General features: G+C 70.6%; 6 protein-coding genes. 3 read left to right on the top strand and 3 right to left on the bottom strand.

All coding sequences use genetic code 11. The features are described 5' to 3' along the window. Positions 1–12: 12 nt before the first annotated feature. From ACQPZX_RS33705 to ACQPZX_RS33695, 3 genes are all read left to right on the top strand, one after another. Positions 13–2,817, top strand: a complete 2,805-nt coding sequence (locus tag ACQPZX_RS33705) for a BTAD domain-containing putative transcriptional regulator (RefSeq protein WP_433364294.1) — start codon at positions 13–15, stop codon at positions 2,815–2,817. 123 nt (positions 2,818–2,940) lie between these two features. Then, positions 2,941–11,634 (top strand): DNRLRE domain-containing protein, encoded by an 8,694-nt coding sequence (locus tag ACQPZX_RS33700; RefSeq protein WP_433364291.1) that lies wholly within the window; start codon positions 2,941–2,943, stop codon positions 11,632–11,634. A 20-nt stretch (positions 11,635–11,654) separates the two neighbouring features. Further along, positions 11,655–12,287: a hypothetical protein gene (locus tag ACQPZX_RS33695; protein ID WP_433364288.1), complete on the top strand. Its 633-nt coding sequence runs from the start codon at positions 11,655–11,657 to the stop codon at positions 12,285–12,287. 1 nt (position 12,288) lies between these two features. Here the strand turns inward: ACQPZX_RS33695 and ACQPZX_RS33690 are convergent, their stop codons facing one another. Genes ACQPZX_RS33690 through ACQPZX_RS33680 form a run of 3 tightly spaced genes read right to left on the bottom strand, consistent with a single transcriptional unit; the run spans position 12,289 to position 15,274 of the window. Further along, the gene (locus ACQPZX_RS33690) at positions 12,289–13,098 is read right to left on the bottom strand and encodes a carbohydrate ABC transporter permease (RefSeq protein WP_433364285.1); all 810 of its coding nucleotides are present in this window, start codon (positions 13,096–13,098) and stop codon (positions 12,289–12,291) included. Beyond that, the gene (locus ACQPZX_RS33685; RefSeq protein ID WP_433364282.1) at positions 13,095–14,003 is read right to left on the bottom strand and encodes a carbohydrate ABC transporter permease; all 909 of its coding nucleotides are present in this window, start codon (positions 14,001–14,003) and stop codon (positions 13,095–13,097) included. Before ACQPZX_RS33685 ends, ACQPZX_RS33690 begins: the two co-directional genes overlap by 4 nt. After that, the gene (locus ACQPZX_RS33680) at positions 14,003–15,274 is read right to left on the bottom strand and encodes an ABC transporter substrate-binding protein (protein ID WP_433364279.1); all 1,272 of its coding nucleotides are present in this window, start codon (positions 15,272–15,274) and stop codon (positions 14,003–14,005) included. The genes ACQPZX_RS33685 and ACQPZX_RS33680 overlap by 1 nt, the downstream gene beginning before the upstream one ends. Positions 15,275–15,285: the final 11 nt, after the last annotated feature.

Raw genomic sequence — 15,285 nt, 5'->3', positions numbered from 1 at the left:
GGGGGGACCGAGGTGACCAGCAATGTGCGTGTTGACGCGTTCGGAGACGTGCTGCGGCGCTATCGCAGGCGCGCGGGCCTGACGCAGGAAGAGCTGGCCCGCCGCAGCGGGCTCAGCACCCGGGGGATCCGGGACCTGGAGAAGAACCGGGTGGCGACGCCGCACGCCCGGTCGCTGCGGAGGCTCGGCGACGCGCTGAGCCTGTCGGCCGAGGAGACCGCGGCGTTCGTGCCGGTCACCGCCGCCGGCCCGCCGCCGGTCGCCGTCTCGCTGCTCGGGCCGCTGACCGTCACGGTCGGGGGCCGGCCGGTCGGCTCGCCCACCACGCGGCTGCTGCTCGGCCTGCTCGCGCTGCGGCTGGGCGAGGTGGTGCCGCGCGACGAGATCGCCGAGCTGCTCTGGCCGGGTGAGCCGGCCCGGGCCCGTCTGGCCCACCTGCGGGCCGCCGTGGCGCGGCTGCGCAAGGAGCTGCAGCCCGCCGATCGGGCCGCCGCGCACCCGCTCCGGACGCCGGGACACGGACTGCTGCTGTGCCTCGACCCGGAGCAGGTGGACGCGGCCCGGTTCGCCGGCCTGGCCGAGCGCGCCGCCGGCCGGCGCGGGGCGGCGGCGCGGTCCGAGCTGTTGCGCCGGGCGCTGACCTGCTGGCGCGGCCCGGTGCTCGCCGACGCGCCGGCCCTGGTGCGCGAGCACCCGGCGGCCCAGGCGCTGCGGCACCAGCGGATCGCCGCGGCCCTCGGCTACGCCGACGCCGAGCGCGGCCCGGCGGCGATCGACGCGCTGCGCTCGGTGGCCGCCGGCGAGCCGCTGCACGAGCCGGTGCACGCCGCGCTGGTGCTCGCGCTGGCCCGCAGCGGCGACCGGGCCGGTGCGCTGCGGCTCTACGGCGAGATCGCCGGACGCCTGGCCGGCGAGCTGGGCATCGCGCCCGGCGGCCGGCTGGTGGAGGCCTACCAGCAGGCCGTCGCCGATACCGGGTCGCGGCATCCGTGGGTGCGGCCCGCGCAGCTGCCGCGCGACGTGCGCCATTTCGCCGGCCGCCGGGAGCAGCTCGACGCCCTCGACGGCGGGTCGGGCATCACCGTGGTGGTCGGCCCACCCGGCTCGGGCAAGACAGCCCTCGTCGTGCACTGGGCGCACGCCGTGCGCGACCGGTTCCCGGACGGGCAGCTCTTCGCCGACCTCGGCGGCTTCGGCGCCGGGGACTCCACCCGGCCCGATACGGTGCTGCGCGGGTTCCTGCACGCTCTCGGTGTGCCGGCGACGCTGGTGCCGGCCGAGTTCGAGGCGCGCGGCGGCCTGTTCCGCAGCCTGCTCGCCGAGCGGCGGCTCCTGCTGGTGCTGGACAACGTCCGCTCGGCCGACCACATCCGGCCGCTGCTGCCCGGCGCGGCCGGGTGCCGCACCCTGATCACCAGTCGCGACCAGCTGCGCGACCTGGTGGCCACGGCGGACGCCGAGTCGCTGACCGTGGGCCCGCTCGAGCCGGAGCACGCCCGGAAGCTGATCGCGCGCCGGCTCGGGCGGGCCCGGGTCGAATCCGAGCCCGAGGCGGCGGCCGAGCTGACGGCCCGGTGTGCCGGCCTGCCGCTCGCGCTGAACGTCGTGGCCGCGCGGGCCGCCGCGACCCCGGGCGCGCCGCTCGCCGCCGTCGCGGCCCAGCTCGGCCCGGTGCACCGGATGGACGAGCTGCGCGACGCGTTCCGCTGGTCGTCGCGCGGGCTGAGCGTCGACGCGGCCCGCCTGTTGCGGCTGTGCGGCCAGGCGCCGGCCGCGCCGCTGTCGCTGCCCGCCGCGGCCAGCCTCACCGGCTGGCCGTCCGGCCGGGCCCGCACCGCGGCCGACGAGCTCGTGCGCGGACACCTGTTCAGTGTTGACGGCTCCGGCCGGTACACCAGTCAGGATCTGTTGCGGGTGTACGCCGCCGACCTGCCCGGCGTGACCGACCCCGGACCCGGCCGGCGCCGTCTGCTCGACCACTACCTGCACACCGCGTACGCGGCCGCCCGCCTGCTCGATCCGCACCGCCGCCCGATCGACCTGCCGCCCACGACGGCCGGCGTCAGTGTGGAGCCGCCGGCGGACGCGGCCGCGGCGCGGGCCTGGCTCGGCGCCGAGCACCGGACCCTGGTCGCGGCGGTGGAGTGGGCCGCGGGCGACGGCTTGGTCATGCACGCGTGGCGGCTGGCGTGGGCCCTGCAGGACCATCTGGACCACCCCGGCCGCCGCCACGAGTGGCACGCTGTCGAGCGCCTGGCCCTCGCCGCGGCCGTGCGCGCGCTGGACAAGCCGGCGCAGGCGCACGCGCACCGCAACCTCGGCCGCTGTTGCGTGCTCCTGGGCAAGCGGGCCGAGGCCGAGGTGCACTTCCGGCACGCGGCCCAGCTGTGCCGGGCGGCCGGCGACACCCTCGGGTACGCCCAGACGCTGGCCGGGCTGGCCGAGCTGGCTCCCGACGCGGAGCTGGCCCTGCGACACCGGCTGGCGGCGCTCGGGTTGTACCGCCGGGAGGGCAACGCGGTGGAGCAGGCGCGCGCCCTGGGCGCGGTCGCCTGGGCGTACGTGCGGCTCGGCAATTGCCTCGAGGCGCTCGACCACGGCCGCCGGGCGCTCGCCGTGAACGCCACTGTGGACGACGAACGAGGCCGCGCCGCGATCCACGACATCATCGGCCACGCCCACCATCGTCTCGGCGAGTACGGCGAGGCGACCCGGCACCTACGCCGGGCGATGGAGCTCAGGCGGGCGGCGGGCGACCCGGAACCCCTGGTCACGGTCTCCGACCGGCTCGAGCCCGGCCCGGCCGGACGCCCCTGAACCGGCAGTTCCGGACCGGCAGTTCCGGGCACGGGTACTGCCGGAAGTCGATGCGTTGACCCGCTTGCCCGCTGGGCGGATCGTCGTGCCCGCACAGCACGTCGGCATTCGGGGGAGACGACGATGTTCAGAACGAGGACGGCCGTGGTGGCTTTCGGAGCCACCTTGCTTCTGCTGGTCGGCGGCTCACCGGTGAAGGCGCAACCGGACCGGGGGCCGACCACGCCACCGCCGGCGCCGGGCTCGGTGCTGAGACCGCCGCCGGCCAAGGGCCGGGCGGTGCCGCCCGGTGCCGCCGCGCCGTCGGCCGTGCTGCCGGCCGCCGACAAGCCGGTGCCGGCCGTCGCCACGCCGCCCGCCCGCCGGGTGCGCGAGCTGACCGACCGGCGCACCGCCACCACCAAGTTCTTCGTGCTGGCCGACGGCCGGGTGCAGGCCGAGGTGGGCCGGGAGCCCGTGCACTACCGCGACGCCAAAGGCAAGTGGCAGGACATCGACACGCGCGCGGTCGCCGGGAAGACCGCCGGATACCCGTACGCGTCGACCAGGAACTCGTTCGGCAGCCGGTTCGGTGACCGCACCGACCGGCTGGTGCGCTTCGACGTCGCCGGCGGCCATGGGCTGACGATGGGCCTGGACGCCACGCCGGAGGACGCCCGGCCGGCGGCCACCGGGAGCCGGGTGACCTATCCGGGCGCCGTCGCCGGTGGCGACCTGGTCTACGAAGTGACCCGCACGGCGCTCAAGGAGCAGATCGTGCTGCGCTCGGCGCCGACCGGCCCGGCCACGTACACGTTCGCGCTGGCGCTGAGCAAGGTCCGCGCCGCCGGGCAGGCCGACGGCTCGATCGCCTTCTACGCCACCGACGGCGAGGGCCCGGCGCTGTTCACGCTGCCGAAGCCGTACATGTACGACAGCGCCGACGACCCGGACTCGCCCACCGGCAAGGCCTTCAGCGACATGGTCACCCAGAAGGTCACCGTCGCCGGCGGCCGGGTGCTGGTCACGGTGACCGCGGACGCCGCCTGGCTCGCCGCGCCCGGCCGCAAGTACCCGGTGACGATCGACCCCACCATCAAGGTCCAGCCGACGCTCGACAAGGCGCAGGACGTCATGCTGGCGTCGAACGCGCCCACGCAGAACTTCGACAACGTCTGGCGGCTGTCCGCGGGCGCGTCGGCGAGCGGCGCCTTCCGGTCGCTGACCCGCTTCGACCTGTCGCACGTGCCGTTCAACACCGCGCTCGACTCGGCGCAGCTGCAGCTCTACTTCGACCAGACGCACGGCAACGCCGACCCGTCCACGCAGGTCTACGAGGTCCGCCGGGCTTCGGCCAACTGGGTCGAGAACACCGCGACGTGGAACTCGTCCGCCGCCAACTTCGCCGAGGTGGGCGAGAACCGCGAGCAGATCGACGACGCCGACACCGCCAAGATCGTCCGTAGCGGCGAGTGGCCCGGCGCCACCGGCGCCGACAAGTCGCAGGCCATCAACGGGTCGTACCTCTACAACTCCGACGCCACCGCCGGGCAGAGCCTGACCTGGGTCCCGCGGGTCACCGAGGCCGGCGGCTACGAGGTCCTCGTCCACTACGTGCCCGGCTCCAACCGGGCGACCAACGCGCCGTACACCATCTACTACAACGGCGGGTCGGTCACCAAGACGGTCAACCAGACCACCGGCTCCGGCAACGGCACGTGGGTCTCGCTCGGCAGCTATCCGTTCGTGGCCGGCACCACGCACAAGGTGGTGCTGGGCGACGTCGCCGGCAAGGTCGTCGTGGCCGACGCGGTCAAGCTCGTCAAGCGGGCCGAGGCGACCAAGGAGCTGAACCAGACCAACGCCTGGCACACGTTCAGCGTGCGGTCGATCGTGCAGGACTGGCTCAACGGCCAGCCCAACTACGGCTTCATGGTCAAGGGCAAGGACGAGAACAACAAGACCGGCGGCCCCCGCTACGAGTCGGGCGACTACTCGTACGGCGGCGAGGACGACCACGGCCCGAAGCTGCTGCTCACCTGGGGCCGCCCAGGCGTGACGCTGAACCCGGTCACGACGGTCCGGGCGACCGGCGCCGACCTGTCCTGGACCGCGTACGCCGACCCGTCCTCCTCACCCGACGACGACCTGGTCGAGTACCAGGTGCACGCCAGCAAGACCCAGAACTTCCTGCCGTCGGCCGCCACCCTGGTCGCGCCGGTCCGGCCGGGCCGCACGACGTACTCGGACACGCACGCCACCCCGACGCCGGCCGATTCCACCGCCCAGTTCGGCGACCAGTTCTTCTACATGGTGGCGGCCCGCCTGCGCGACGGCACGGTGATCCCGGCCCAGACCCAGCTGGTGCGCCTGCCCAAGGCCGGTCAGGTGATCAGGTTCTTCGGCAGCGCCGATGACAACACGCTGACCAGCGCCAAGCCGACCAGCAACTGGGACGTCCTGGACACCGGCGGCGAGCTGCAGGTGGGCAACAAGGGCTCGGTCTACGGCACCAGCCGGGTCGTGCTCAAGTTCCCGAACGTCACCGGGTTGCCGGCCAAGGCCAAGGTGATCAACGCCCAGGTGGGACTGTGGGGGTGGTACACCGAGGGCGCCAACATCGGCCAGGGTCAGTTCCAGCTGCGCGGCCTGACCCGCGACTTCAGCGAGACCACCTCGACCTGGAACAGCGCCCAGTCCGGCACGGCCTGGACCACGCCCGGCGGCGACGCCGAGAGCACCGTGCAGTCGACCGTCGGCTCGCTCAACGGCGACCCGGGCTGGACCAACTGGGAGGCCGGGCCGCTGGTGCAGCGCTGGGTGGACACGCCCGGCACCAACAAGGGCGTGCTGATGCGGCTGGCCGACGAGGCCGGGCCCGAGCAGCGGGTGCTGTTCCTGTCGGCCGAGGCGGCGGAGCCGTCGCTGCGGCCGCGGCTGCGGGTCGTGTACACCGCGCCGGACAGCACCAGCACCTACTACGCGCCGGACACCCCGGGCCGCATGATCCCGAACGACCAGTACTTGGTGCCGGTCACGCTGACCAACACGACCGGGTCGATCTGGTCGCCCGCCGACTGGGCGCTGACCTACCACTGGCAGAAGCAGGACGGCACCGAGGTCGCCGCGACCCGGATCGAGACACCATTGCCGTCGGCCCAGGCGCCCGGCGGAGTGGTGACGGTCAACGCCACCGTGCAGGCGCCCGACTCCGGCCGCGACGGTGACCGGCGCGAGCCGTATGTCCTGAAGTGGGAACTGCGCAACAAGACCACCGGGCAGTGGCTGTCGCAGACCGCCCAGATCGAGCCGCTGGACCTAAGCGTCGCGGTCGAGGACCCCACCTCTGACCAGCTCGGCCTCGAGAAGTTCTACAAGTACGCGGGCGGCGGCGCCGGCGCCGGCTCGTCGATCATGGTGAACCAGTTCTCCGGCAACGCGGTCTTCGGCTACAACCCGATCAGCAACCCGAGCCTGGGCGTCTCCACCTTCGTCCGGCTCACCTACAACAGCCAGGACACCTCGACCTCCTCGGCCGGGCAGGGGTGGTCGATCTCGACCTCCAGCACGGTCCGGCTCGGCTCGCCGCTGCAGTTCCGCGGCGGCGACCGCACCTGGCCGCGCCAGGTGGCAATGACCGACGGCGACGGCACGACGCACCTGTTCAACCTGGACAAGCACAACAGCGCCAACCCGGCCGACTGGCGCTACATCCAGCCCGCGGGCGTGCACTTCTACCTGCAGCGCACCGGCAGCGGGGACAGCACCGAGGCCTGGACGATGACCCGGCCCGACCGCAGCCAGTTCATCATCGACGAGCAGGGCTACCAGACCGCGGTCCGGGACCGGAACGGCAACCGGCTCGACTTCACCTACGAGCGGGTGTGCCAGGGCAACCGCAACACCGGCGTGCTGCGCTACCTGACCGACCCGGCCGGCCGCCGCACGCTGACGCTGGACTACTACGCCGCCGGCGACAGCTACACCGCGTACGTCAACGGCACCAAGCAGACGCTGACCAACCTGCAGAACCGCCGGATCGTCGACCAGGTCAAGTCGATCACCGACGTCAGCGGGCGGACCCTGTCGTTCGTCTACAGCGACAGCGGCCTGCTGCGCGAGGTCACCGACGGCGCCGGCACCACCGAGGCCAAGACCTTCGTCTTCGGCTACGACGACGACGGCGACCGCCTCGTGAAAATCACCGACCCGCGGAACGGCTCGACCAAGGTCGGCTACAACGACCCCGGCGACGAGTTCCTGCAGGGCAAGGTCAACACCGTCACCGACCGGCTCAACAAGCCGATGTACTTCGACTACGCCGACCCCGACGGCGCCGCGAGCGGCGCGGTCGTCGCCACGGTGACCGACGCCAAGGGCCGGGCCACCGAGAACGCGATCGACGGGTACGGCCGGGTCACCCGGATCACCGACCCGAAGAGCGAGGTCACCCAGCTCGGCTGGGACGCCGACAACAACGTCGTGCGGCTCGAGGAGCCCAACGGCGCGGTCACGACCTGGCGCTACGACCAGGTCACCGGCTACCCGCTGGAGATCAAGGATCCGGAGGCGAACAAGAACAACACCGAGAGCACCCGGCTGGGCTACCAGTTCGGGCTGGCCGGGCACGCCGCCGACCTGATCGACAAGATCTCGCCGGAGGGCCGGCACTGGACCTTCGGCTACGACGCCAAGGGCAACATCCTCTCGGCGACCGATCCCAAGGGCACGGCGACGGCGACGACCGGCGACTACACCACGAGCTACACCTACGACGCGGCGGGCCGGCTGCTGACCGACACCGACGCGAACGACCACACCACGAAGTACTCCGACTACGACGCGGTCGGCTACCCGCGAACGCTGACCGACGCGCTGACCCGCACCACCAAGTACACGTTCTCGCCGACCGGCGACGTGCTCACCGCCACCGACGCCAACCAGCACACCTCCACCTACACGTACGACGTCTTCGGCCGCCCGCTCACCTCGCGGGTTCCGAAGGACGCCGCCGCCGGCGTCTACATCACCACGCCGGCGCCGGTCTACGACAAGAACGACAACGTCACCCAGTCGACGTCGCCGACGGGCGCGGTGACCACGGCGACCTACGACGCGCTCGACCGCAGCAGCACGGTGACCGCACCCAAGGACACCGCCACGTCCGACGCCGCGGTGACCAGGTACGAGTACGACCAGGTCGGCAACATGACCAAGGTGACGCAGCCGAAGGGCTCGCTCACCGCCGCCGACACGCAGGACTACACCACGAGCTACGTCTACAACGAGCTCAACCAGGTCACCGACGCCGTGGACGCGCTCGGCGGGCGGGTCTCGGTCACCTACGACAACGTCGGCAACGTGGTCGCCCAGTACGACCAGCGCAAGACCGCGACCACCGACACCACCGACTACACCAGCAAGTTCGTCTACGACCTCAACCACCGGCTGAAGACGGCGATCGACGCCAAGGGCAACTCGACCGGCAAGGAGTACGACAAGGACGGCAACGCGACCGTCGCGATCGACCAGGACGGCAACCGCAGCACCACCACCTACGACGAGCGCGGCATGGTGGTCGAGACGAAGACGCCGTACCAGTCGGTGAACGGCACGGTCACCTATCGCACCACCAGGCTCGAGTACGACGAGGTCGGCAATTCGACCCGGACGGTCAGCCCGCGGGGCGTGGAGACCACCGACGACCCCGACGACTTCGCCACCGTCACGCTCTACGACGAGCTCGACCGGATCAGCGAGGTCCAGCAGCCGTACGACAAGGACGACTCCCGGTACACCACGCCGGCCGTCACCAAGTACAGCTACGACAACGTCGGTAACCTGCTGCGGATCTCTGCACCGCCGTCCGAGGGGCAGAGCACCCGCAACGACATGGTGCAGACGTTCTTCGACAACGGCTGGGTGCGCACCACCCAGGATGCCGGCTGGAACATCACCGCGAGCTACGGCTACGACGACAACGGCGCCCAGACGACCCGCTCGGTCGCCGCGCCGTCCGCGACGACCCGGCAGATGACCTGGTCGTACTACCCGGACGGCAAGCTGCGCACGACGGCCGACAACGGCGCCGGCTCGGGCACCGCGGCCAAGAGCTTCGCCTACTCGTACGACGTCAACGCCAACATGACGCAGATGCTCGACACGAGCACCGGCGCGACCATCGACACGTACGCGGTCTCCTACGACGGCACGAACCGGGTCGCCAGCGTCGAGGAGAAGAAGAGCGGCACGGTCAAGGACACCACGACCTTCGAGTACGAGCCGAACGACCTGCTCAAGCGGCGCACCCACAACCTGCAGGTCTCGACGTACAGCTACGAGGCGCAGCGGGACCTGGTCACCGAGATCAAGAACGCCGAGACCCAGGACGACCCGAAGCCCAAGTACACGAAGTACACGTACACGAACCGGGCGCAGACGGCGACCGAGACCAAGGGCAACAACAACGTCGTCACTTCCGACTACTACCTCGACGGCTCGCCGCGCAGCCAGACCGAGAAGAAGCCGGACGGCACGGTCGTCAGCTCGCACACCTACGAGTACGCGCCGAACGGGCAGAAGTCGAAGGACGTCCAGCACAAGCAGAACGCGGACAACCACGCGTCCTACCTCGACACGACCAGCACGTACGCGTTCGACCCGCAGGACCGCGTCCGCACGGTCACCAAGACCGGCTCGGGGGCGACCACCGAGAGCTACGTCCACGACGCCAACAGCAACGTCGTCAGCCAGACCGTCGGCGGGGTCAGCACCACCTTCGCCTACGACAAGAACCGCCTGACGACCGCGACCGCCGCGGGCGTGACGGCGAGCTACGCCTACGACCCGTACGGCCGGCTCAAGACCGTCACGGCGGCCGGGACCCAGCTGGAGAACTACACGTACGACGGCTTCGACCACGTCATCAAGAACGTCAAGAACCCGGGTGGCAAGACCACCGAGTACACGTACGACCCGCTGGACCGGATGGCGACCCGCACCTATGGCGGCAAGACCACCACGTACGCCTACCTCGGCCTCACCGGCGATGTCTCGGCCGAGCTCGAAGGCAGCAAGGTCACCAAGTCGTACCAGCGCGGCCCGGACGGCAGCCTGCTCTCGCAGGTGATGACGAACGCGGACAACACCAAGGAGGACGCGTACACCGGCTACGACGGCCAGTCGGACGTCGAGCAGATCACCGACCAGAGCGGCGACAACAAGGCGACGTACGGCTACACCGCCTACGGCACCAACGACGCCGCCCAGTTCACCGGCGCCGACAAGCCGGACGCGAACAACCCCACCAACCCCGACAAGGTGCCCTACAACGCGTACCGGTTCCAGGGCAAGCGGTACGACCAGGCCTCCGGCGACTACGACATGGGCTTCCGCGACTACGACCCCGGCATCAACCAGTTCCTGAGCCGGGACTCGTACAACGGCGCCCTGGACGACCTCGGCCTCGCGATCGACCCGTACACCGGCAACCGGTACGCGTTCGCCGGCGGCAACCCGATCTCCAACGTGGAGCTCGACGGGCACAGCTTCCTCGACGACATCGGCAACGGGATCAAGAAGGCGGCGGGCGCCGTCTCGGACGCCATCTCGAGCACCCTGTCGAGCGCCTCGAGCGCCGTGTCGAGTGCCTCCAGCGCGGTGTCCAAGGCCGACAGCAAGGTGAACGAGTTCTTCTCGGCCGCCGCCGACTGGACCAAGGGTTCGATCAAGGAGGGCCTGGATACGTACGCCGAGCTGGACGACTGCTCGTCCGGCGACAGCGACGCGGCCTGCCACAGCCTGGAGAACAAGGCCAAGCAGCAGCTCGACCTGTTCGACAAGGCCGAGGACTGCGGGTTCAGCAACGACAAGGCGGCCTGCGGCCAGGTCCAGGAGGCGGTCGGCTGCGGTCAGGGCACCAGCACGGCGACGTGTGCCGGTCACCTGACCTCGATCGGCCTGCAGGCCTTCGTCAGCCACAAGATCGGCGGGCGGCTCGGCGGCGGCGCGGCCTCGGACGACGCCTCGGCGGGCGGGCTCACCTCGCGGGCCGGCCGGAACTGTCTCTCGAACAGCTTCATACCCGGCACCCAGGTGCTCATGGCCGACGGGAGCACGAAGCCGATCGAGGACGTCGAGGTCGGCGACGAGGTGCAGACCGCGGCCCCGGAGAGCAACACGACGCAGGCGGAGCCGGTCACCCGCACGATCACCGGGACCGGGCAGCGCGATCTCGTCGATCTGACGATCGACGTCGGCGACGGGCGGACGGCCGAGATCACCGCCACCGCCGGTCACCCGTTCTGGCTGCCCGAGGCGTACGCGTGGGTGGACGCCTCCGACCTTCGCCCCGGCGACCGGGTGAGCACCTCGGACGGCGACGAGCTGACGGTGGTGCACACCCGCCGCTGGACCCAGCACGCGACCGTCCACAACCTGACCGTCCAGGACATCCACACCTACTACGTGCTGGCGCAGGGACGAGCGGTCCTCGTCCACAACTGCGGCGACGGCTTCGACGACCTGCGGGCCAAGACCGCGAGCCACCGGCAGCGGAACGGGCTGCCGGCCGCCGGAGCCACGAACGACACGCGGACAGTGGCGACCTTCGAATACAGCACGGGCGCCCGATCGCGGACGCTGACCATCGAGAACATCCCGCGCAACACGCCCGGCTTCCCGGCCGGCCTGCACGCCGAGATCCGGCTCAACCGCATCCTGGCGGACCGGGGGATCGACCCGCTGAGCGTCACCCGGGTCTACGCTGATCGTGCCTTCTGTCCGATCTGCACCAGGTCGTTGAACAAATACAAGAACGCTACCCGCGGCAGCGGGTGAGAGCAGCGGTGAAGGGTGAGATGCAAGAGCTGAAGAACGTCGACGGGACATCCCTCGCTCGCTTCCTGGCCGGCTGGTACGGCCTGCCGGAGCCCAGCGGAAGCGAGCGGGGGGTGCCCCGGCCCCTCGCGCAGTGGTACGAGGCCGTCGCGGCGGGCGGCGAGCGGGTGACCCAGTACTACCAGGTCCGCCCGCCGGACGGCCTGGACGAGGCGGACGGCCGAATGGTGTTCTGCGACGACCCGGGCGGGGAGTTCGTCTGGGCGTACGGCCAAGACGGCGACGACCCGCCGACCTTCGAGCGCGCGGTGGGGGAGCAGTCGTGGCGCGAGACCGGCTTCCCCCTGTCGAGCCTGCTGCTCCACGTCGCGGTGGCGGGCGCGGTGATGTCCGCCCGGATCGGCTTGGTCAGCACCGACATCGCCGGGACCGACTTCGACCGGGCCGCCGCTCACCTGCGCAAGCTGCCGGGCCGGCTGTGGTCGTGGCCGGACCCGAACCTCTCCTTCTACGAGGGCGAGGGCGTGCTGGCGTACGGCGGCCGCGGCGGCGACCCGGCCGGGAGCCAGCTGCTCATCGGCGCCCGCGACGAGAAGTTCCTGTCGTCCTTCGACGGCATCGGCTGGGAGTGGGACTCCCGCGCGGACGGCTGAGTCACCGGCCCATGCCGGCGGTCAGGCCCTCGACGATCTGCTTGGTGGCGACCAGAAACAGCACCACCAGCGGCACCGTGGCGATGACCAGCCCCGCGAACAGCGCCGACCAGTTCGTCTGGAACTCGCCGAAGAACTGGGTGAGGCCGACCGGCAGCGTGTAGCGATCGGTTGTCCGCAGCAGCACGAGCGGGAAGAAGAAGTCGTTCCACAGTGGAACGAAGCGGAAGACCACCACCGTAGCGATGGCCGGCTTCACGAGCGGCACCATGACCCGGGCGAACACCCGCAGCTCGCCCGCGCCGTCGATGCGCGCCGCTTCCTCGAGCTCGCGGGGGAGTCCGCGGAAGAAGGCCGACATGATGAAGATCGAGAAGGGGACGCCGGCGGCGGCGTAGACGAGCACCAGCCCGAGCCGGGAGTCGACCATGCCGAGGCTGCCCAGCAGGTAGAAGATCGGCAGAATGCCCAGCCTGATCGGCAGCATGAGCCCGGCCAGGAAGTACGCGATGAGGACGCCGCTGCCGCGGAACCGATAACGGCCCAGCACGTACGCGGCAGGCAGCGAGACGAGCACGTCCAGGGCCACCGCGCCGACGGTGACCAGGACCGAGTTGCGCACATAGGTGGAGAACGACGCCTGCGTCCAGGCGGTGGAGTAGCTGCTGAAGTCCAGGGAGCTGGGCAGCGCGAGCGGGCGGGACAGCACGTCCGCGTTGGGGCGCAACGAGTCCAGCACCATGATGATCAAAGGGATCAGGGCGGCCGCCGCGTACGCCCATAGGATGAGATATCCGGCGAACCGCTTCACGTCAGCGTCGCTTCCCGGCGACGGACGACGCGGTTGGCTACCACAGCGATGCCGAAGGTGAAGACGAACAGCAGCACGGCCAGCGCCGACGACTGGCCGATCGCGTTCGAGCCGCCCTCCTGGAAGGCGACCCGGTAGAAGATGAGCCCGAGCACGTCGGTGGCGCCGCCCGGCCCGGTGGGCTGGTTGCCTTGCGCGCCCGACAACGAATACACGAGCTCGAAGGTGTTCATCGACCCGATGAAGGTGAGGATCGAGACCACGCCGATCGCCGGCAGCAACAGCGGCAGCGTCACCTTGCGGAACCGCTGCCAGGCGTTCGCCCCGTCCACCCGGGCCGCCTCGCCGTATTCGGGCGGCAGCCCGGCCAGCGCCGCTCCGAAGAGCAGGATCGGAAACCCGATGTACTGCCAGGCGTTGACCAGGATCACCGCCGGCAGCGCGGTCGCCGGGTCGCCCAGCCAGGGCCGGGCCAGCGAGTCGAGCCCGACGGCGTCCAGCCCGGCGTTGAGCGGGCCGAAGGTCGGGCTCAGCAGCAGGCTCCACAGATAGCCGACGACCAGGCCGCCGATCAGATACGGAACCGTATACACCGTTCGCAGGAACCGCCGGGCCGCCGGCAGCTCGACCAGAAGCACCGCGATCAGCAGGCCGAAGGTGTTCTGGACAACCATCGTCCCGGCGAAGAACGCCATGGTGTGCCAGAACGCCGGCCAGAGCTGCTGGTTGAGCGGGAACGTGGTGAACAGGCTGGTGAAGTTGTCCACGCCGGCGAACCCGCCCCGGGCCGTGCCCCGCCACTGCCAGAAGCTGTTGGCGAGCGCCGACAGCAGCGGATAGACGGTGAACACGGTGTAGAGCAGGAACGCCGGCAGCAGGAACCAGAACGCCAGGCGGAACCTCATCAGGGTTTGAACCACTGCGAGACGCCGCCCTGGATGTCACCGGCCACCTGCGCCGCGGTCTGCTGGCCGAGCAGCATCTTCTGCAGGCCGGCCGCCTGCAGGTCACTGCCGAGCGGCGTGCCGTAGCGGAAGTCGACCAGCATCAGGTACGGCGTCGGATCCTTCTGGTACGCCTGGACCATCTGGCTGAGCAGCGGATCGCTCGACTGCACGCCCTTGACCAGCGACACCTGCTTGAGATTGTCGGCCACCATCTGGCCGAACTCGGCGCCGGACATCCACTCGAGCAGCTCGAGCGCCTCCTTCTGGTGTTCCGACTTGGCGTTCAGCCCGTAGGAAGCGTCCACCCAGCCCACCTGCAGCGGCTTGTTCACCAGCGCGCCCGGCGCCGGCGGCGCGTTGAAGACTCCCAGGTTGAGCTTCGGGTTGATGGCCTTCATCGGGGCGAGCGCGAACGAGCCCTCCGGAATCATGGCGGCCTTGCCGGTGGCGAATAGTGTCTGCACATCCGCTTCGCCGAGCGCCATCAGATCCTTGGGAAAATAAGGCTTCAGGAGATTGAGTACGTCCAGAGCGGCCACGTACTCGGGGTCGGTGAACTTCGCCTGCCCCGCCAGCAGCTTCTTCTCGAAGTCCGGGCCGCCGTAGCGGGTCGCCCCGAACGTGTCGTCATACAGCGGCAGGAGCCAGGTGTCCTTGCCCGCCACCGCGAACGGGGTGACGCCATCGGTCTGCAGCGTCTTGGCCGCCGAGATCATCTGATCCCAGGTCGTCGGGGGCTGGAGCTGGTACTTCGCGAAGATGTCCTTGTCGTAGTAGATCTGGAACGTCGACATCTCCAGCGGCACGCCGTAGACCTTGCCATCCTTCTTGCCGCGGCTGCCGTCGAGCGACGCGGTCTCGAAGTTCGACAGCCCGGCCACCCTTCCCTCCAGCGGCACGAGGTCGCCCGCCTCGATCAAAGGCTGCACACCGCCGTACGCCCGCAGCTGCGCCACATCGGGGCCGCCGGCCTGGGTCAGCCCCGTGGAGAGGATGGTGTTGTACTCGGTCGACTTGTACGGCTTGAAGTCCACCTTGATGTGCGGGTGCGAGTCGTGGAACTTGGCGAAGATCTGCTTGTACACGGCCGCGTCCTCCGGCCGCCACGACCAGACCGACAGCGTGACGTCACCGTCGCTGTCGTCGGAGGATCCCGTCGCGGTACAGGCGGCGGTGGCGGCCATCATGGCCGCGACCGCGAGAACCGCGAATCCGTTGCGCGCTCTCATCTCTGTCCCTT

The organism is Actinoplanes sp. CA-142083 (assembly GCF_050942195.1).
Lineage (GTDB): Bacteria > Actinomycetota > Actinomycetes > Mycobacteriales > Micromonosporaceae > Actinoplanes.
Note: the sequence above shows the minus strand (reverse complement) of the source record. Positions and strands in the feature narration are given on the sequence as shown.

What these genes read in the sequence shown, in the direction of transcription:
- ACQPZX_RS33700 (WP_433364291.1), top strand. Translation starts at nt 2,941, where the DNA reads ATGTTCAGAACGAGGACGGCCGTGGTGGCTTTCGGAGCCACCTTGCTT.
- ACQPZX_RS33695 (WP_433364288.1), top strand. Translation starts at nt 11,655, where the DNA reads ATGCAAGAGCTGAAGAACGTCGACGGGACATCCCTCGCTCGCTTCCTG.
- ACQPZX_RS33685 (WP_433364282.1), bottom strand. Translation starts at nt 14,003, where the DNA reads ATGAGGTTCCGCCTGGCGTTCTGGTTCCTGCTGCCGGCGTTCCTGCTC.
- ACQPZX_RS33680 (WP_433364279.1), bottom strand. Translation starts at nt 15,274, where the DNA reads ATGAGAGCGCGCAACGGATTCGCGGTTCTCGCGGTCGCGGCCATGATG.